Source organism: Pseudomonas sp. NY15435, assembly GCF_048068295.1.
GTDB lineage: Bacteria > Pseudomonadota > Gammaproteobacteria > Pseudomonadales > Pseudomonadaceae > Pseudomonas.
Genome location: NZ_JBLUQA010000007.1, coordinates 181,303 through 198,538, shown reverse-complemented (window position 1 = coordinate 198,538; position 17,236 = coordinate 181,303). Strand labels below are relative to the sequence as shown.

Below are 17,236 nucleotides of genomic sequence, written 5' to 3'. Positions count from 1 at the left end.
CGGTAAGTTTCAGGCAAACCGTCTGGAGCCTTGCCATGTCCGTGTTCAGCGAATACTTCGATGACAGCCACCGCCTGGTCCGCGACAGCGTGCGGCGCTTCGTCGAACGGGAAATCCTGCCCCACGTCGCCGACTGGGAGGAGGCCGAGGAGTTTCCCCGCGAGCTTTACCGCAAGGCGGGCGAGGCCGGCATCCTCGGTATCGGCTATCCGGAAGCGCTCGGTGGCAGCCACGAGGGCGACCTGTTCGCCAAGGTGGCGGCCAGCGAAGAACTGATGCGCTGCGGTTCCGGCGGTCTTGTGGCGGGCCTGGGCTCGCTGGATATCGGCCTGCCGCCGCTGATCAAGTGGGGCCGCCCGGAACTGCGCGAGCGTATCGCGCCGCAGGTGCTGGCCGGCGAGAAGATCATGGCGCTGGCGGTCACCGAGCCGTCCGGCGGCTCCGATGTCGCCAGCCTGAAGACCCGCGCCGTGCGCGACGGTGACCACTACCGTGTAAGCGGCAGCAAGACCTTCATCACCAGCGGCGTGCGTGCCGACTACTACACCGTGGCCGTGCGCACTGGCGGCGATGGCTTTGGCGGCGTCAGCCTGTTGCTGGTGGAGAAGGGTACGCCCGGCTTCACGGTCAGCCGCAAGCTGAAGAAGATGGGCTGGTGGGCATCGGATACCGCCGAACTGTTCTTCGACGACTGCAAGGTGCCGGTGGAGAATCTCATTGGCGCAGAGAACATGGGGTTCGCCTGCATCATGGCGAACTTCCAGAGCGAGCGCCTGGCGCTGGCGATCATGGCCAACATGACCGCGCAGCTGGCGCTGGACGAGGCGCTGGCCTGGAGCCGCGAGCGCGAGGCGTTCGGCAAGCCGGTCGGCAAGTTCCAGGTGCTCAAGCACCGGCTGGCGGAGATGGCCACGCAAGTCGAAGTGTCCCGCGAGTTCACCTACCGTCAGGCGGCGAACATGGCTGCCGGCAAAAGCGTGATCAAGGAAATCTCCATGGCCAAGAACTTCGCCACGGACGTGGCCGACCGGGTGACCTACGACGCGGTGCAGGTGCTGGGCGGCATGGGCTACATGCGCGAGAGCCTGGTGGAGCGGCTGTACCGCGACAACCGCATCCTCTCCATCGGCGGCGGTACGCGGGAGATCATGAACGAGATCATCGCCAAGCAGATGGGGTTGTAGGAGCGCTGTCCGGAGGGCTTTTCTGTAGGAGCGAGCTTGCTCGCGAACCCGTCTGGCGTTGGTTTGCCGGAAAACCGTTCGCGAGCACGCTCGCGCCTACAAGGAAGGGCGTGCGACGGTGGATTGGCTGCGACGCCACGCCGCCGGTGGGCAGCCGTATTCACGACGAAAGGCGCGGCTGAAGGCGGTGTCTGTCTGGTAGCCGACGTCTTCGGCAATCCGCGCCAGTGGGGCATTGCTGCCGCGCAGCAGGTTGGCCGCCAGCAGCATGCGCCATTGGGTGAGGTACTGCATGGGCGGGCAGCCCACCAGGCCCTGGAAGCGCTCGGCCAGTACCGAGCGCGAAGTCCCCGCGCTACGGGCCAGCTCCTCCAGGCTCCAGGGGTGCGCCGGCGCCTTGTGCAGGGCGCCCAGCGCGCTGCCGACGATGCGGTCATGCAGCCCGGCCAGCCAGCCGCTGTGACCTTCACCCTGTTCCTCCATGTACAGGCGCAGCACTTCGATGAACAGCACTTCCGCCAGCTTGGCCAGCACACCGGCGCCGCCCGGGCGAGGGGAGCGTGCCTCGGCCAGTGCATAGCGCACCGAGGATTCCAGCCAGGCGCCCGCCGCTGATCCGCGTACGTTGACCTTCACCAGCGCTGGCAGCCCCGCGAGCAGCAGCCTTGCCAGTCGTGCGTCGCAGGCGAGGTAGCCACACACCAGCCTTGTCGTCGCACCCCCGCCGCCATAGGCCAATTGGCGGGGCCGCCGGGCCAGCACCGCGTCCAGTCGCGCCCCTGTGGCCGGCGGGACGCCCGGTTGCGAGGCCATGCGATGGGCGTGGCCCTGGGGGAATATCACCGCGTCACCTGCCACCAGCCGCACAGGCTCCGCCTTGCCCATCTCGACGAAGCACTCGCCCTCGGTGATCAGATGGAAGATCACCACCTGTTCGGCGCCGGGCTCCAGCAGGTTGACCACCGAATCCGCACGCGGCGACTGATAGCACCAAGGCGCGGTGAAGCGCGCGTTGATGAAGATCGCGCCGACCAGCCGCACGACCCGCAGGGTTTCGGAAAGCGCGTCCATCAGGCCGACCCGGTATCGATGTCCAGCCGGACCGGTACGGCGTCGCGGAAGGCTGCGACCATTGGCGACAGCTGGGTGGCCTCGGCGACCAGTTCGCGCAGGTGTTCTGGCGGCACACCTGCCGCCGCAATGCGTACTTGCAGATGGGCCTGCGCCGGACCGGGCGAGGCGGCCTGGCCGTCTTCCCGGCTGAGCCCCAGCAGCCCATGCACGTCGGTGACGGAGTCCACCTCGGCCTCCAGATTCTGCAGCGCGATGCCTCTCTCGTTGGCCAGCATGGCGATGCGCGTGACCGCGCAAGAGGCCATGGCGGCGCGCAGCAGCCAGCCGGGGCTGACCCGCTCGCCATCGCCTCCGAGCTCTCGGGGCAGGCCGGTGTGGATGACATTGCCGTCCGGGTGCCGGGTATTGGTCTTGCCCGCGCCTTCCCACTGCGCGATGGCGGGCGTCTCCTGCACCAGCGCCACGCCAGGCCGCTGGCGTACCAGGCGTTCCAGACGCTGCTGGGCGGCGAGGATGTTCTCCGAACTCATGGGAAGGTCCCTCCGGGCGAGGTTCTTCTCGAAGTCTGGGCGCGAAAGCGCAGCCGTGACGGGCCGCCGGACGATCGGACAGGGAAGGCCGACGCTGGAGCAGGACGCCACTGCGACGGCGGCGCAGCATGAAGGTGCGGGATGTCGCGGTACCCGCTCTATCCCACCTTATGGAGAGTGTCATGCCGAAGTTCGTTATCGAGCGCGAGGTCCCTGGCGCCGGAGCCCTGACTGCCCGCGATTTCCAGGCCATCGCGCAGAGGTCCTGCAACGTCCTGAGCCAGCTGGGGCCCCAGGTGCAGTGGTTGCACAGCTACGTGGTCGCGGATCGTATCTACTGCCTGTACATCGCCCCCGACGAAGCTGCCGTGCGAGAGCACGCGCGACTGGGCGGCTTCCCGGCCAATCGGATATCGCAGGTCGTCACCACCCTCGATCCGACTACCGCCGAATGAACGCGCCTTGCTCGTCAGGAGACCGACAAATGAATACCGCTGTAGACCTCAATGCCCTGAAGCAACGCCAGATGGCCACCTGGGCCAGCGGCGACTACGCCGTGATCGGCACCACCCTGCAGATCGTCGGCGAACGCCTGGCCGAAGCCTGCGACCTGCTCTGCGATGAGCACGTACTGGACGTCGCCGCCGGCAACGGCAACGTCACCCTGGCCGCCGCGCGGCGTGGGTGTCGGGTGATGTCCACCGATTATGTTCCGCGGCTACTGGAGTTGGGTGCCGAGCGCGCCCGCGCCGAGCACCTGGCTGTGGAGTTCCGTGAGGCCGATGCCGAAGCATTGCCTTTCGAGGCAGGCAGCTTCGATGCCGTGGTTTCCACCTTCGGCGTGATGTTCACCCCGGACCAACCCCAGGCTGCCGCCGAGCTCGTGCGTGTCTGCCGTTCCGGCGGGCGCATTGGCCTCGCCAACTGGACGCCCGAAGGTTTCATCGGCCAGGTGTTCAAGGTGTTGTCGGGTTACATCCCGCCTGCGCCGGGCGTGCGTCCGCCATCGGGCTGGGGGCGTGAGGAGTACCTGCACGAACTGTTCGGTGATTCGATCAGCGAACTGAGTGCCACGCGGCAGACCTTCAACTTCCGCTATCGCTCGGCGGCGCACTTCCTGGAAGTGTTCCGGACCTGGTACGGGCCCGTGCACAAGGCATTTGCCGCGCTGCCCGAAGCCGATGCGGCGTTGCTGGAGCGTGACCTCACCCAGTTGCTGGAGCGCTGCAACCGCGCCGCTCCGGAATCGTTGGTGATTCCCAGTGAATACCTGGAGGTGGTGGCGACCCGTCGCTGATCCAGTAACGACCAGCAAAAAACGGCGCCCATCCGGGGGTAAGGGGGATGGGCGCCGGCCCGAGAGGGAAAAAGGGACTCTGTGCGCGGACGCGTTACTTGGCCTCGTACCCTTCGGCGGCCGATTTGCGCTTGGGCTTGGGCGCGAAGCGCTTGGCCAGCTTCATGGTGCCGGTGACCACTTTCTGGTACCAGACCGGCAATAGCCGCAGCATCACGTCGATGGCGTGGGCGTCCGGGCCGATGAGGATGCGCCGCGAATCGCGCTCCACGCCGCGGATGATCACCTGGGCGGCCTTCTGCGGGGTGGTGCGCAGCAGCTGGTCGTTGAACTGCGTGCGGGCCTGCTCAGCGTTCTGCCCGGTGACCTTGACCATGCTGTCGTTCATCCGTGCAGTCTTGGCGATGTTGGTCTTGATCCCGCCGGGGTGCACGCAGCTGGCGGAGACTCCGCCGCGCTCCATGTCCAGCTCCTGGCGCAGCGACTCAGTGAAACCGCGCACGGCGAACTTGGTGGCGTTGTAGGCGCTCATGCCCGGCTGGGAGAACAGGCCGAACACGCTGGAGACGTTGACAATGTGGCCGTCACCGGAGGCCTTGAGGTGCGGCAGGAAGGCCTTGGTACCGTACACCACGCCCCAGAAGTTGATGTTGGTGATCCACTCGTACTCTTCGTAGTCACTGGCTTCCACGGTGCCGGCGTGGGCGACGCCGGCGTTGTTGAACACCAGGTTGACCTTGCCGTGTTCGCGGGCGGCCTTGTCGGCCCAGGCGTGCACCTGCTCGCGGTCGGCCACGTTCACCGTGTCGATGGACACGCGTACGCCGGAAGAGGAGAGCAACTGGCGGGTTTCCTCGAGGCCGGCGGCGTTGACGTCCGCCAGGGCCAGGTGGCAGCCACGGGAGGCCAGTTCGACGGCGAGGGCGCGGCCGATGCCGGAGCCTGCGCCGGTGATGGCGGCGACCTTGTTCTCGAAGTTCTTCATGCCGGCACCTCTTCTGCGTGGCGTTGGGGTTGGACGACAGGGCTGGACAGCGGCTTGGCTTTCAGATGATAGGCGCTGGGGTCGAATTGGCTGGTCAGCGCACGAAAGCGCCAGGTGAAGCCCGGCCACAGGGTGCAGTTGCGCCCGCTCACGGGGTGCAGGTACCAGCTCTTGCAGCCGCCGGTGTTCCACACGCTGTGGTTGAGGCCGCGCTGCAGCTTCTCGTTCCAGCGCTCCTGCACCTCCTGCTTCACTTCGACGCTCTGCAGTTCGCGGCGATCCATCAGCTTGATGGCGCCCAGCACGTAGGCGATCTGCGACTCGATCATGTAGACCATCGAATTGTGGCCCAGGCCGGTGTTCGGGCCCATGAGGAAGAACAGGTTGGGGAAGCCGCGGGTCATGGTGCCCTTGTAGGCTTCGGGGCCGTTCTTCCAGGTGTCGAGCAGGTCCACGCCGCCCTTGCCGAATACCACGCCGCGCGGGATCGGGTCGTTGGCGGTGAAGCCGGTGCCGAAGATGATGGCGTCCACCTGCCGCTCGCGGCCATCGGCGGTGATGATGCTGCTCGCCTTGATCTCGCGGATGCCGTCGACGATCACCGAGGAATTGGAAGCTGCCAGCGCCGGGTAGTAGTTGTGCGACATGAGCACGCGCTTGCAGCCGATGGTGTAGTCCGGGGTCAGCTTGCGGCGCAGGTCCGGGTCCTTGATCTGCTGGCGGATGAAGCGCTCGGCCAGCTTGCCCACCAGTTTCATCGCCCAGGGCGCGAAGGTGAAGCCCAGCACGCGGCCTTCGAGCATGCTGTAGAGGGCGCCGCGCCAGAGTTTCTGCACCGCCGGGAAGTGGCGGAAGCGCGCGCGTTCCTTCTCGCTGATGGCGCGGTCTGGCTTGGGCAGGATCCACGGCGCGGTGCGCTGGTAGAGGTCGAGCTTGGCCACCAGCGGTTGGATTTCCGGGACGAACTGGATGGCCGAGGCACCGGTGCCGATCACTGCGACGCGCTTGCCCTTGAGGTCGTAGTCATGGTCCCACTGCTGGGAGTGGAAAGCCTTGCCCTGGAAGTTCTCCAGGCCCTTGAGCGCCGGGATGGAAGGGATCGACAGGGCCCCCATGCCAGAAACCACGGCCTTGGCGGTGTAGTGGTTACCGGCGGCATCGAACAGGTGCCAGAGCTGCTGTTCCTCGTTCCACTCGAAACGCGCCATCTCGGTGTTGAGCAGCGTCTTGTCTTCCAGGCGGTACTTCTTCCAGCAGTTCTCCAGGTAGGCGCGGATTTCCGGCTGGCGGGCGAACATGCGCGTCCAGTCCGGGTTCGGCTCGAAGGAGAACGAATAGACGTGGGACTGCACGTCGCAGGCGCAGCCGGGGTAGTTGTTGACCCGCCAGGTGCCGCCGACGCCGGCGTCCTTCTCGAACAGCAGGAAGTCGTTCTCGCCTTCCTGCTTCAGGCGGATCGCCATGCCGAGGCCGGAGAACCCGGTACCGATGATGGCGACCTTGCAGTGTCTGGGGGCAGTCTTTGGTTGGGTACTTACAACCGTACTCATGGCCACGCTCCTGTTATGATTATTGCTGGCGTATACAACTGTCTACGAGATGGAATGTAGACATCTGTATACTTCGGCGACAACCAACCTTAGGTGGGGCCGGGTACCAGACTCATGCAAATCGGACAGGAAGAACGGCCAACGGAAGCCGCCGGAAAACGCGCGCTGATCGACGCCGCGCTGCGCCTGGCAGCCACCCGGCGCAGCCTGAGCAGCCTCGGGCTGCGGGAGCTGGCGCGGGAGGCAGGGCTGAACCCGAACACCTTCTATCGACACTTCGGTGATGTGGATGACCTGGGCCTGGCGATCATTCGGGATATTGCCACCCAGCTGCGTCAGCCGCTGCGCGACCTGCGCCGTGAGGCCGCCGAGCGTGCGCGGCCGGGGGAGGGTGCCGCCAATGTGCCTTTTGGTCTGGACCTTGCGCGCGGCCAGCGCGTGACCCGCGAGACCGTGCGACTGTTCTTCGATTTCGTCGAGCGCAACCCACAGGCCTTCATCATCGGCGTGCGCGAGTTGCACGGACCGTCGCCGTTGCTGCGTGCGGCGCTGGCACGGGTGATGGACGAGTTCGGTGAGGACATGGCCGAGGACATCCGCCAGTTCCACCTGCTGCCGGATGTCGATGCGAGCGAACTGGATTCGCTCTCGCGGCTGATCAGCCGGCAGTTGTTCCAGCAGTCACTGGATTTTCTTGAGCGCCCGTCGGAGCAGCGCGAGGAAGTCTGCGCGTTGGCCGAGCGACAAATCCTGTTGCTCTTCACCGGCGTGGCGGTGCTGCAGACCTTCGGCATGCTGGCTAGGCTCTGAGGTTTTCCGGATTCGTTCAGGAGACTGCCATGTTGCCCTTGCCCCTGTTCGGCGGCTGCGCCTGCGGCGCGGTGCGCTACCGGGTGGATGCCGAGCCGGAAGAAGCCGGCTACTGTCATTGCCGCATCTGCCAGAAATCCAACGCCGCGCCAGCGGTGCCGTGGGCGGTGATTCCACTGACGGGCTTTGCCTATACAGCCGGTGAGCTGGGCATGTGGCGCTCCAGTGAGGACGGCGAGCGGCGCTTTTGCCTGAAGTGCGGCACGCCAATGGAGTTCCGCGTGCGCGACGGCGAGACGGTAGGACTCAACATCGTCACGCTGGACGAGCCAGAGCTGATCAAGCCGCAGTGCCATGTGTGGTGTTCTTCGCAGCTGTCTTGGTTCGATACCGTGGATGACCTGCCGCGGCGGACCGAGGGTTAGCCGGCTTTTGTAGGAGCGCTGCACGGGCGCCTGCCCTCTCCCTAACCCTGGCTACGCGCCCCGCTCCGAAGGGAAAGGGGGCCATTCGGTACAGGAGGAAGCTCTGGCGTCAGCCGGCACGGATAGCACCCTCTCCCTTCAGGGCGGGGGAGAGGGACGAACGGCACCGAGGATTCGGGAAAAGACCGTTGCTCCTACGGGGTACCACAGCGCTTGAGGGAGATGCATCGGTGCGGACTTCCAGACGAAGACCGTTGCGCTTACAGGGAAACGCCTCGCCACCAATCGGTGTTCAGGGCGCCGACAGGCGCTGGATAGTCTTTACGGGCGTCCCATCACTCCAGCGCCCCATGGACAGTTGCGCCGGTCCGCCGCCCAGGGCGTAGTCGCGATCCTGGCTATGGAAGGCTGCATCGCACAGGGCATCGAACAGCTTCCAGTACCCGAACCAGTCCATTGCATCGGTGGCAAGCGCGTTATGCGCCGATGGCAGGCCTTGCTTCAGACGCTGCTTCACGCGTTCCTGCACACGGTTGAGCAGCCAACTGGATGAGTCGCTGGGCGGGTAGCGTGGGTCGAAGCGTGGTGCGGTCGGGGCTGCGTGGTTGGCCAGCAGCGGCGGGCTGCCATGGCGGTCGCTGCGCAGCAGGAGCAGGTCCTTGTCACGCGGTGCGACCTGGGAGCTTTCCGAGTAGATGCGCCGGGCGTCATCGCAGGCGACGCGCTCGTCCTCATCGCCGCACAGCGCCAGCAGCAGGGTGCCGGCGGGAATGCCGGCCAGTGGCTCCAGCGGCACCTGCCGCCAGCGTTGGCCTCTGCTCTTGCCGGGTTCCACCGCCATCAGCGCGCGCGGTTTCGGTAGGCCCAGACGTTGCCAGGATGCCGCCAACCCGCTGGCGATCAATCCGCCTGCCGAGTGGCCGATATAGGCGGCGTGTTCGAGCTCCGGCTGCACCTCCAGTTTGCCAGCCTGCAGGTCGGCGATGGCGCGGCGTACGGCGTTGGCGGCGTTGGGCAGGAACTCCGCCGCGGGTGTCTTCAGCGTTGCCTGGTAGCGCGGGTAGATAAGGATGGCGCCGCGCCGGACGATGTGCTCGATCCAGGCGCGGTAGAGGTCGGGTTGCATCACGCTCCAACCGTGGGTGAAGACCACGACGGGCGCGCTGGAAGGGACGGGGCGGTCCGGGGTGAAGACCCAGTACTCGTTGCCCTCGGCGGTGAAGTGCCATTGGCGGACGTCGGCATGGGCGTAGTGCGATCCGCCTGGGCCCTGCAGCGGTTGGGTTGGCGGCAGGATGTCACCGGCATTAACGATGCCGCTGCTCAGCAGGGAGCTCAGCAGCAGGCCAGCGAGGAACGCCGGAATCAACCGGTTGCGACGCATGGAGGCACCTTTGGCGGAGACGCCTACAGCATAGCCGTCAGCGTGGGTAGAGCGGCGGCAGGCTGCTGGCTTCCGGCGCCGACGGTGCATCCGGATCGGCGCCAGGGAGTGTGCGAATGGCGCGCCAGAGATCGTCGCCCTGCCAGTTGCGGCCGCCTTCGCTGTCGCTGTAGAGCGCGCCGTTGAGGCCGTCCAGCGCATCGGACAGCGGCACGAAACGCGCCGCCATGTCGGCCAGGGTTTCCGGCTGCTGGCGAGCCCAGGCGTCCAGGGCCTGGCGGGTGGCGTGCGAATCGTTGGCCTGGCAGGCGCGGCGCAGTTCGTCGAGCAGGGTGCGAGTGCTCGGGCCTGCCTGCGCCACGCGGATGACTGCCGGTTGGCTGCGGGCACGCCACCAGAGGGCGAAGCCGAGCAGGGTGGTCAGGCTGAGCAGGGCGCAGGCGAGTTGCCAGGGCCACAGCAATGCGTCGCTGAAGACCGTTTCGCTGGGCGCGGCGGGTGTCTCGGTGTGCTCTTCCAGTTGTGAGTTGGCGGCGACCTGCAGGGTGCGTGCCGGCAGGCTGGTGCGCTCGACGCGGCGCCCCTGGGTGTTCCACCAGACCAGCTCCACCGCTGGCAGCTCCACCGGGCCGGCCTTGTCGGCGATCAGCGCCTCGCGCTCCTCGCGGCTGCCGATCATGCCCTGGTCGCTGCTTTCGTTGGCCAGTTGCGGCTGGTCCGGGTAGTGGCGCAGGCCCTCGGGCAGGGTGATCGGCAGCGGCGGCAACTGGGCGCCGGAAAGGCCCTCCACGCGCAGCATGATGTTGCGGGTGAGCGCCTCACCGGCCTTGGCTTGCTCCGGCTGCGGGCTCCAGGTCTCGGTCAGGCTGAGTGAGCGGGCCGGCAGCCAGGGCGCGTCCTTCGGGTAGTCGGCGGGCTTGGGGTCGATCTGCAGCGGGATGCTCGGCGAGGTGACCAGCACCTGCTTGCCCGGCTGCGGGCCGAACGGATTGAGATCATCGCTGTTGCGGCGCTGGGCGACCTGAGTGGCCTTGAAGGTCTGGCCAGGGATTTCCAGGGTGCCGCTCTTCTGCGGGAAGATGGCGTAGCGCACTTCGATCACGCCGTGACGGACGCCGTTGATGTCCTTCTCGTAGGTGCGCGGTTCGCCCAGTTGCTCGACGCGGGCATCGTTCATGCGCAGCGGGCTGAGGCTGCTGTCGTCGTACAGCGACACCGAGTGGTAAATGCGCAGGGTGAGGATCACCTGGGCTTGCACCCAGCTTTCCTCGCGGTCGACGCTGGCGTCGATGAACACTGGCGCAAGCTTCTGCCCCTCGGCACTGTCCTCGGCCTTGAGCACGTCGAGGCTGATCGGCTCGCTGGCGTTGCCGCCCAGATGGATCGGCGGGATTTCCACCTTGCCTTCATTGCGCGGCTGCAGGGTGATGATCCAGCGCGTGGTGGCCTGGGCTTTGCCGTTGAGGGCGGTCAGGCGGTTGACCTGACGGGTGCCGAGTACCACGAACTGCTCGTCCAGCGGCTTGAGGTCGGGTTTGCCGAACAGCGTCGGGTCGTCGGACTCCAGCGTCAGTTCGACGCTCTCGCCCGCGGTCAGGCGTGCGCGGTCAACGCTGGCGGTGAAGCTGGCCTCGGCGCGGAAAGCGGCGAGACAGAGCAGGGTCAGGCAGATCAGCCTTTTCATGGGTTGGGTTCCTGGCGCTGCTGCTGTTGCTGGTACCAGAACTTGCGGCGCAACAGCTCGGACGGATCGTCGGGAATCTGCCGCAGCCACTGTTCCAGGGCCTGACGGCGCTCGTCCCCCAGTGGACCGGCATCTTCCGGGTTGGTTTCCTGTTCTTCGCGGACGTCCTCGCCAGGCTTGTCGCTCTGGCTGGTGGAGGGCCGGTCGGCGTCCTGCGAAGGGTTCTTCGCCGCCGGAGCCGGCTGCGAGTCGCGTTCGCTGGAGTGTTCATCCTCTTGCTGCTGGTCCTGCGGCGTGGCGGCCTGGGGATCGCTGCTCTGGGCCGGGTCCTGGTTCTGCTGGGGCGGCTGGTCCGTGCCATCGCCGGCAGGGTTTTCCTTGCGCTGGCGCAGCAGGTCTTCGAGCAGAGCCTTGTTGCGCTTGGCGACTTCCAGTTCGGGGTCGCGCTCCAGCGCCTGGTCGTAGGCGTCGATGGCAGCTTCCAGCTCGTTCTGTTTCGCCAGGGCATTGCCGCGGTTGTAGTGGTCCGCCGCCTCGTCGCCCTGGGAAAAGGCCTGCGCGGCATCCACGTAATCGCCGGCGCGGTACAACGCCAGGCCTTTCCAGCGGAAGTCGTCGAAGCGTTCGGCGGCCTCGGCGGGGCGCCCGGCGTCAAGCAGGCGCTGGCCCTGCTGGTCGAGGCGCAGCCAGAGATCCTTGAACTCGAAGGCGTTGGCATCCTGCGGCGGCGCCCACAGCAGCGGCAGCAACAGCGGCAGGCTGAACAACCACCCGCGACGGCCGGCACAGGCGGCGAGCAGGAGCAGCGGCAACAGCAACCAGTAGCCCTGGTCGGCCCAGCGTTGCAGGCGCAGCAGGGCGTCCTCCTCGCTGACCTGCAGGCCCTGGGTGCTGTCCAGCAGGCCGAGGGAACGCAGGTCGCTGCTGCTGGCGCGCAGGCGCTGGAAGCGTCCACCCATGTCGATGGCGAAGGCGCGCAGCGAGCTCTCGTCCAGGCGCGGCACGAGAATGTTGCCCTGGTCGTCCTTGAGGAAGGTGCCGTCTTCCTGGGCGATGGGCGCGCCACCGGGCGTACCCACAGCGAGCAGCAGCAGGTCTTTGCCCTTGCCTTTGAGCGCCTGGCGGATGCCCTGGCGTTCGCGGGCGTCCAGCGTGCTGGTGATCAGCAGGATGCGGCCGTTGCCCTCGGCGCCGTTATCCAGCAGGCGGCGTGCCTGGGCCACGGCGAGGTCGGCGCGCTGGCCGGGTTCGGGCATGATCGACGGCTTGAGGGCGTCGAGCAGGTTGCGCGCGGTGCCCAGGTCATTGGACAGCGGCACCAGCGTATGGGCACTGCCGGCGTAGACGACGATGGCGGTCTGCGCGTCGCTGCGGCTCTGCAGCAGGTCGAGCAGCTTGTGCCGGGCCTGTTCCAGGCGGGTCGGCTTGAGGTCGGTGGCGAGCATCTGCGGAGTGAGTTCCAGCACCACCACCAGCGGGTCGCTGCGCTCCATGGTCGGTTGCTCGACCTGTTCCCAGCTCGGGCCGAGGAGGGCGAGCACGGCCAGCAACCAGGCGATGCCGAGGTAGATCCACGGACGACGCTCGTGCCGGCCACTGCCGCCGGACAGCAGCCAGGGATGGAAGGCCTGGGGCAGCAGCAATTGCCAGCGGCCGGCGCGGCGCTCGCGGTGCCAGAGCCTCCACAGCAGCCAGCCGAGCGGCGGCAGCAGGAGCAGCCAGAGCGGATGCAGCAGGTGCGGCCAGATGCCGTTCATGGCCGGCGCTCCTTCTGCAGGCGCGCCACCCAGGCTGGCCAGCGCCAGTCCTCGGGCGGCCACAGGGTGCCGACCACCAGCGCCGCGCTGATCAGCAGGGCCAGCAGCAGCGGCCAGCGGTACAGGGCGAGGGCCGGGCGTGCCTGGGTCGGTTTCTGTTCCACTGGCTCGAGCTGATCGAGGCTGTCGGAGATGCGCTGCAATTCTTCGCCGTTGCGTGCACGGAAGTACTCGCCGCCGGTGGTTTCGGCAATCGCTCTGAGCGCCGGTTCATCCAGGTCCAGCCCCGGATTGAGGCCGAACAGGCCGGCCACGCCGCCCTGCTTGGGATCGGCGCCGATGCCGATGGTGTAGACCTTAACGTGCTCTTCGGCGGCCAGCTTGGCGGCGGTCTGCGGAGAAATCTCGCCAGCGGTGTTGGCGCCATCGGTGATCAGCACCAGCACGCGGCTCTCGGCTGGGCGCTGGCGCAGGCGCTTGACCGCCAGGCCAATGGCGTCGCCCAGGGCGGTGTCCTTGCCGGCGATGCCGATCAGCGCCTCGTCCAGCCAGACGCGCACGGTGTGGCGGTCGAAGGTCAGCGGCGCCTGCAGGTAGGCGCGGGTACCGAACAGGATCAACCCGACGCGATCACCCCGGCGGCCTTCGATGAAATCGCCAAAGAGCTTCTGCACGGCGTGCAGGCGGCTGACTTCCGCGCCGTCCCAGGCCATGTCGGCGTAGTCCATGGAGCCGGAGACATCGACGGCCACCAGCAGGTCGCGGCCTGTCGCCGGGATCGGCAGCGGCTCGCCCACCCACTGCGGGCGCGCGGCGGCCAGCAGCAGGCACAGCCAGAGCAGGGCGAAGGGCGCTTGCTGGCGCCAGGCCGGCAAGCGTGCGCGGGCGCGGCGGCCGGCGAGGCCCTCGAGTTCCTTGAGGAAGCTGACTTTGATCGCTGCTTCGCCGTTGTCGGCCGGCGGCAGGATGAAGCGCATCACCCAGGGCAGCGGGGCGAGCAGGAATATCCAGGGCCAGGCAAACTCAAACATGCTTGCGCACCCAGGTTTCCACGGAGGCGGCGAGGCCGTCGATGGCCTTGTCGTCCAGCTTGCACTCGGCGCGGTAGCCACCTTCCACCAGGATCATCCAGCGCGTCAGGCCGGCGGCCGGGCAGCGGGTGTCGAGGAAGGCCAGCCAGGCGCGGCCGCTCAGGGTATGGCTGTGGCTTTCCGGCCAACGGGCGCGCGACAGCCGCTTGAGCAGGCCGTTGAGCGATTGCAGCCAGGGCCCGGCCGGCGCGCGGTCGTAGGGGCGCGGCAGGCGCTTGAGTTCTTCCAGTGCAGCTTCGCGCAGCGGGTCCAACGGCACCTCGGTGATGACCTTGGCCTTGCGCCTGGGCAGCCAGCGTTGGCGGTTGCGCCACAGCAGCCAGAGCAGCGGCGGCACCAGCGCGGCAAGCAGCCACCAGCCCGGCGCCGGCGGCCACCAGGGCACCGCGGTGGGTTCGATCAGCGGTTGCAGCTGGTCGAGGGGATTCATTTGGCGTACCCCGGCTGGTGCTGTTCCAGCAGGTTGCGCAGCTGTTCCACCAGTTCTTCCTGGGTGGTCAGCGGCAGCAGCGGCACGCCCAGGCGCAGGGCGAGGCGTTGCCAGCGTTCGCGGCGAGCCTCGCCGAGGGCGCGGTAGGCCAGGCGCTGTTCGTCGATGTGGGTGTCCAGCTCCAGCTGCGCCTGGCCTTCGGCGAATCTCAACAGCCCGGCGGCGGGCAGCGCGTGGTCGAGCGGGTCGGAGACCGGCAGCATCACCAGGTCGGTGTGCCGGGCCAGCAGCGAAAGCTGTTGTTCGGCCACATCCGTGAGCGCGCGCTCGTCGCACATCACCATGATCAGGCTGCCGGGGCGCAACACCTCGCGGGCGCGGCGCAGGGCCATGCCGAAGCCGTCGCCGTTGTGGCTGAGGTTGGAGCCGGCGAGCAGGGCGTTGTTGGCGCGCACGATCAGGTTGAACAGTTGCAGCAGGCTCTGTTTGCTGCGCCGGGGCTTGATCTCGTGGCATTCGCTGTCGGTGAACACCAGCCCGCCGATGCGATCGTTGTGTGCCAGCGCAGCCCAGCCAACGAAGGCGGCGGCGCGGGCAGCGAGTACGGATTTGAACGATTGGCCGGAGCCGAAGAACATTCGTGCGCTTTGCTCCACCAGCACGTAGACCGGGCGCTCGCGTTCTTCATGGAACAGCTTGGTGTGTGGCTCCTGGCTACGGGCGGTGACGCGCCAGTCGATAGTGCGGACGTCGTCGCCGGCCTGGTACACGCGCACCTGGTCGAAGTCCACGCCACGGCCGCGCAGGCGCGAGTGGTGCAGGCCGATCAACGGGCTGCGCCGCGAGGGCGTGGAGAACAGCTGGACTTCGCGCAGGCGGTGACGAATCTCGATCAGCTCGCCGAGCGAGACGGCCACGCCGGGCGCCAGGACATTGTGCATGTCAGGCGACGGCGACCACGTCGAGGATGCGCTGGACCACGCGGTCCTGGTCGATCCCGGCGGCTTCCGCCTCGAAGGTGAGGATCAGGCGATGGCGCAGCACGTCGAAGAGCATCGCCTGGATGTCCTCGGGGCTGACGAAATCACGCCCGGCCAGCCAGGCGTGGGCGCGCGCGCAACGATCCAGGGCGATGGAGCCGCGCGGGCTGGCGCCGTACGACAGCCATTCGGCCAGCTCGGCGTCGTACTTGGCCGGCGTGCGCGTGGCCATGATCAGTTGCACCAGGTACTCCTCCACGGCGTCGGCCATGTACAGGCCGAGGATTTCCTGGCGGGCGGCGAAGATGGCCTCCTGGGTGACCCGGCGCTCCGGCTTGGTCTCTCCGTGCAGCGCTTCACCACGGGCCTGCTGGAGGATGCGGCGCTCGACGGAGGCCTCCGGGTAGCCGATCTTCACGTGCATGAGGAAGCGGTCGAGCTGGGCCTCGGGCAGCGGATAGGTGCCTTCCTGCTCGATGGGGTTCTGCGTTGCCATCACCAGGAACAGCGGCGGCAGGTCGTAGGTGCTGCGCCCCACGCTGACCTGGCGCTCGGCCATGGCTTCAAGCAGGGCGGACTGCACCTTGGCCGGCGCGCGGTTGATTTCGTCGGCCAGCACCAGGTGGTGGAAGATCGGCCCCTGCTGGAACACGAAGCTGCCGTTTTCCGGGCGATAGATCTCGGTGCCGGTGATGTCCGCCGGGAGCAGGTCGGGGGTGAACTGGATGCGGTGGAACTCGGCTTCCAGGCCTTCGGCCAGGTCCTTGATCGCCTTGGTCTTGGCCAGGCCGGGTGCACCTTCCACCAGCAGGTGGCCGTCGGCGATCAGGGCGATGAGCAGCCGCTCGATGAGCTTTTCCTGGCCGAGGATCTGGCTGGAGAGATACTGGCGCAGTGCAAGGAGCGACTCACGATGTTCCATCGCGTGGATTTCCTGGACGAAGGGTGGGGCTGTCGGGCCGCCTACTTTACTGCATCGGCCATCACTCTTGCAGCGCTGTGCTTCGAGCCTTGTGCTGCGCTACCGGTTCCGGAAGCGTCTCGACACCCGGCAAGGGCGTCAGGCAGCGCAGCGAGGTATTGGGATTTCTCTGGTGGCGCATGTCACGGGCGCCGCCGTGAACTACGGCGAAGCGATAGACCCAGGCGACGATTCGTGGCATGCCGGCAGCCAACAGCATGCGGTGGAACAGGTCGTCCGCCTCGGCCTTGGTGACCGGAGCCACGTTGAGGAACTGGTACAGGGCGTCGTGCACCAGGCTCGCGTGGTGCGCCACCGGCCAGAACATCACGCGCTCTTTCTGCTTGCCGTGGCGCAGGCACTGCACGCTTTCCAGGTGCTCCCACCAATCCGGCGTGCCAAGGGTGGCGATCCAGAAGAACGGCACTTTCGGTGAGCAGCCGTCCCAGGCGTAGGTGCGGGTACAGCCGAAGTCGTAGCCTACGGTGCCGGCGGCGAGGTCCACGCTGGCCGGGCCGGGGTTGATGATGATGCGCCCGTCGTGCACCACCAGCCATTCGCTATAGAAGTAGCGGCCCTCGAACACCGGGTCTTCGCAGACCAGCGGGAAGTCGATGTAGTTGATCCATGGGCCGTTGCGGTCGCGGCTGCAGAAGCCCCATTCGCGCACCGAGCGCTCCCGCGCGGCTTCGACACGGCGCAGGCGCTCGCCGCGGCCGACGATGCGCGGTAGCAACACGCCCAGATAAACCGGGACCGCGCCGACCAGCAGCGGTCGCACGGCTTCGTCGAGGAACAGCCAGGCCAGCACCAGTAGCGCCACGCCCAGCAGAGTGACCAGCAAGTTGTCGAGATGGCGCAGCAGCGGGCGGTGCAGGGGTGGGTGGCGTTGCATGGCGTCCGTTCCAGGGCAGGAAAGGCCATGATAGCGCTTTGATATTTCCTGCGGCAGATGCGGAACGATCGTGCAGCGCAATTTGTCGTTTTCCAGTAAGCGCGGAGCCTGCATGCCGTTGAACGAATATGTCGCAGCCCCGTAAGCCAGCGCCTGCCGACTCCCGATAAGCTCCGTGGGATCGGTGACCGCCCGGTCG

The 17,236-nt window shown here is 67.2% G+C and carries 16 protein-coding genes and 1 pseudogene; 5 read left to right on the top strand and 12 right to left on the bottom strand.

Annotation, left to right across the window (positions count from 1 at the left end):
- Positions 1-35 precede the first annotated feature (35 nt).
- Positions 36-1,184 (top strand): acyl-CoA dehydrogenase family protein, encoded by a 1,149-nt coding sequence (locus tag ACNFH5_RS18550; protein ID WP_416748410.1) that lies wholly within the window; start codon positions 36-38, stop codon positions 1,182-1,184.
- A 96-nt stretch (positions 1,185-1,280) separates the two neighbouring features.
- On the opposite strand, the gene ACNFH5_RS18545 is transcribed toward ACNFH5_RS18550, so the two are convergent.
- Together ACNFH5_RS18545 and ACNFH5_RS18540 are read right to left on the bottom strand one after the other, a co-directional pair.
- Entirely contained in the window at positions 1,281-2,255 is a 975-nt protein-coding gene (locus ACNFH5_RS18545) for an AraC family transcriptional regulator (protein ID WP_416748408.1), read from the bottom strand.
- Positions 2,255-2,788: an OsmC family protein gene (locus ACNFH5_RS18540; RefSeq protein WP_416748405.1), complete on the bottom strand. Its 534-nt coding sequence runs from the start codon at positions 2,786-2,788 to the stop codon at positions 2,255-2,257. The genes ACNFH5_RS18545 and ACNFH5_RS18540 overlap by 1 nt, the downstream gene beginning before the upstream one ends.
- 182 nt (positions 2,789-2,970) lie before the next feature.
- Between ACNFH5_RS18540 and ACNFH5_RS18535 the strand changes: the two genes are divergently transcribed.
- On the top strand, positions 2,971-3,243 hold the full coding sequence (locus ACNFH5_RS18535) for a DUF4242 domain-containing protein (protein ID WP_416748403.1): 273 nt from the start codon (positions 2,971-2,973) through the stop codon (positions 3,241-3,243).
- Positions 3,244-3,272: 29 nt separating this feature from the next.
- Positions 3,273-4,085 carry a class I SAM-dependent methyltransferase gene (locus ACNFH5_RS18530; RefSeq protein WP_416748401.1) on the top strand — a complete coding sequence of 271 codons (813 nt, stop codon included), beginning with the start codon at positions 3,273-3,275 and terminating at the stop codon, positions 4,083-4,085.
- 94 nt (positions 4,086-4,179) lie between these two features.
- Here the strand turns inward: ACNFH5_RS18530 and ACNFH5_RS18525 are convergent, their stop codons facing one another.
- Together ACNFH5_RS18525 and ACNFH5_RS18520 are read right to left on the bottom strand one after the other, a co-directional pair.
- The gene (locus ACNFH5_RS18525) at positions 4,180-5,070 is read right to left on the bottom strand and encodes an SDR family NAD(P)-dependent oxidoreductase (RefSeq protein WP_416748399.1); all 891 of its coding nucleotides are present in this window, start codon (positions 5,068-5,070) and stop codon (positions 4,180-4,182) included.
- A pseudogene (locus tag ACNFH5_RS18520) lies at positions 5,067-6,658 on the bottom strand (flavin-containing monooxygenase). The gene ACNFH5_RS18525 and the pseudogene ACNFH5_RS18520 overlap by 4 nt, the downstream one beginning before the upstream one ends.
- 76 nt (positions 6,659-6,734) lie before the next feature.
- On the opposite strand from ACNFH5_RS18520, the gene ACNFH5_RS18515 reads away from it, so the two are divergent.
- Positions 6,735-7,430 carry a TetR family transcriptional regulator gene (locus tag ACNFH5_RS18515; protein WP_416748397.1) on the top strand — a complete coding sequence of 232 codons (696 nt, stop codon included), beginning with the start codon at positions 6,735-6,737 and terminating at the stop codon, positions 7,428-7,430.
- A 29-nt stretch (positions 7,431-7,459) separates the two neighbouring features.
- A complete protein-coding gene (locus tag ACNFH5_RS18510) occupies positions 7,460-7,855 on the top strand; it encodes a GFA family protein (protein ID WP_416748395.1) in 396 nt (131 codons plus the stop codon).
- Positions 7,856-8,147: 292 nt separating this feature from the next.
- Here ACNFH5_RS18510 and ACNFH5_RS18505 read toward each other — a convergent pair whose 3' ends face one another.
- The 8 genes from ACNFH5_RS18505 to ACNFH5_RS18470 form a co-directional block, all read right to left on the bottom strand.
- Positions 8,148-9,239 carry a chlorophyllase/cutinase-like alpha/beta fold protein gene (locus tag ACNFH5_RS18505; protein ID WP_416748393.1) on the bottom strand — a complete coding sequence of 364 codons (1,092 nt, stop codon included), beginning with the start codon at positions 9,237-9,239 and terminating at the stop codon, positions 8,148-8,150.
- 37 nt (positions 9,240-9,276) lie between these two features.
- Positions 9,277-10,923: a BatD family protein gene (locus ACNFH5_RS18500; RefSeq protein WP_416748391.1), complete on the bottom strand. Its 1,647-nt coding sequence runs from the start codon at positions 10,921-10,923 to the stop codon at positions 9,277-9,279.
- A complete protein-coding gene (locus tag ACNFH5_RS18495; RefSeq protein ID WP_416748389.1) occupies positions 10,920-12,680 on the bottom strand; it encodes a VWA domain-containing protein in 1,761 nt (586 codons plus the stop codon). Before ACNFH5_RS18495 ends, ACNFH5_RS18500 begins: the two co-directional genes overlap by 4 nt.
- The gene (locus tag ACNFH5_RS18490) at positions 12,677-13,711 is read right to left on the bottom strand and encodes a vWA domain-containing protein (RefSeq protein ID WP_416748387.1); all 1,035 of its coding nucleotides are present in this window, start codon (positions 13,709-13,711) and stop codon (positions 12,677-12,679) included. Before ACNFH5_RS18490 ends, ACNFH5_RS18495 begins: the two co-directional genes overlap by 4 nt.
- Positions 13,704-14,201, bottom strand: coding sequence for a DUF4381 domain-containing protein (locus ACNFH5_RS18485; protein ID WP_416748385.1), 498 nt, complete (start codon positions 14,199-14,201; stop codon positions 13,704-13,706). Before ACNFH5_RS18485 ends, ACNFH5_RS18490 begins: the two co-directional genes overlap by 8 nt.
- Positions 14,198-15,142, bottom strand: a complete 945-nt coding sequence (locus ACNFH5_RS18480; RefSeq protein ID WP_416748383.1) for a DUF58 domain-containing protein — start codon at positions 15,140-15,142, stop codon at positions 14,198-14,200. The genes ACNFH5_RS18485 and ACNFH5_RS18480 overlap by 4 nt, the downstream gene beginning before the upstream one ends.
- 1 nt (position 15,143) lies before the next feature.
- Complete coding sequence (locus ACNFH5_RS18475; RefSeq protein WP_184589183.1) at positions 15,144-16,103, bottom strand: AAA family ATPase; 960 nt, start codon at positions 16,101-16,103, stop codon at positions 15,144-15,146.
- Between the two features lie 61 nt (positions 16,104-16,164).
- On the bottom strand, positions 16,165-17,037 hold the full coding sequence (locus ACNFH5_RS18470) for a DUF1353 domain-containing protein (protein ID WP_416748381.1): 873 nt from the start codon (positions 17,035-17,037) through the stop codon (positions 16,165-16,167).
- Positions 17,038-17,236: the final 199 nt, after the last annotated feature.

Coding starts and splice junctions, on each gene's coding strand:
- ACNFH5_RS18550 (WP_416748410.1), top strand. CDS start 36: ATGTCCGTGTTCAGCGAATACTTCGATGACAGCCACCGCCTGGTCCGC.
- ACNFH5_RS18545 (WP_416748408.1), bottom strand. CDS start 2,255: ATGGACGCGCTTTCCGAAACCCTGCGGGTCGTGCGGCTGGTCGGCGCG.
- ACNFH5_RS18540 (WP_416748405.1), bottom strand. CDS start 2,788: ATGAGTTCGGAGAACATCCTCGCCGCCCAGCAGCGTCTGGAACGCCTG.
- ACNFH5_RS18535 (WP_416748403.1), top strand. CDS start 2,971: ATGCCGAAGTTCGTTATCGAGCGCGAGGTCCCTGGCGCCGGAGCCCTG.
- ACNFH5_RS18530 (WP_416748401.1), top strand. CDS start 3,273: ATGAATACCGCTGTAGACCTCAATGCCCTGAAGCAACGCCAGATGGCC.
- ACNFH5_RS18525 (WP_416748399.1), bottom strand. CDS start 5,070: ATGAAGAACTTCGAGAACAAGGTCGCCGCCATCACCGGCGCAGGCTCC.
- ACNFH5_RS18515 (WP_416748397.1), top strand. CDS start 6,735: ATGCAAATCGGACAGGAAGAACGGCCAACGGAAGCCGCCGGAAAACGC.
- ACNFH5_RS18510 (WP_416748395.1), top strand. CDS start 7,460: ATGTTGCCCTTGCCCCTGTTCGGCGGCTGCGCCTGCGGCGCGGTGCGC.
- ACNFH5_RS18505 (WP_416748393.1), bottom strand. CDS start 9,239: ATGCGTCGCAACCGGTTGATTCCGGCGTTCCTCGCTGGCCTGCTGCTG.
- ACNFH5_RS18500 (WP_416748391.1), bottom strand. CDS start 10,923: ATGAAAAGGCTGATCTGCCTGACCCTGCTCTGTCTCGCCGCTTTCCGC.
- ACNFH5_RS18495 (WP_416748389.1), bottom strand. CDS start 12,680: ATGAACGGCATCTGGCCGCACCTGCTGCATCCGCTCTGGCTGCTCCTG.
- ACNFH5_RS18490 (WP_416748387.1), bottom strand. CDS start 13,711: ATGTTTGAGTTTGCCTGGCCCTGGATATTCCTGCTCGCCCCGCTGCCC.
- ACNFH5_RS18485 (WP_416748385.1), bottom strand. CDS start 14,201: ATGAATCCCCTCGACCAGCTGCAACCGCTGATCGAACCCACCGCGGTG.
- ACNFH5_RS18480 (WP_416748383.1), bottom strand. CDS start 15,142: ATGCACAATGTCCTGGCGCCCGGCGTGGCCGTCTCGCTCGGCGAGCTG.
- ACNFH5_RS18475 (WP_184589183.1), bottom strand. CDS start 16,103: ATGGAACATCGTGAGTCGCTCCTTGCACTGCGCCAGTATCTCTCCAGC.
- ACNFH5_RS18470 (WP_416748381.1), bottom strand. CDS start 17,037: ATGCAACGCCACCCACCCCTGCACCGCCCGCTGCTGCGCCATCTCGAC.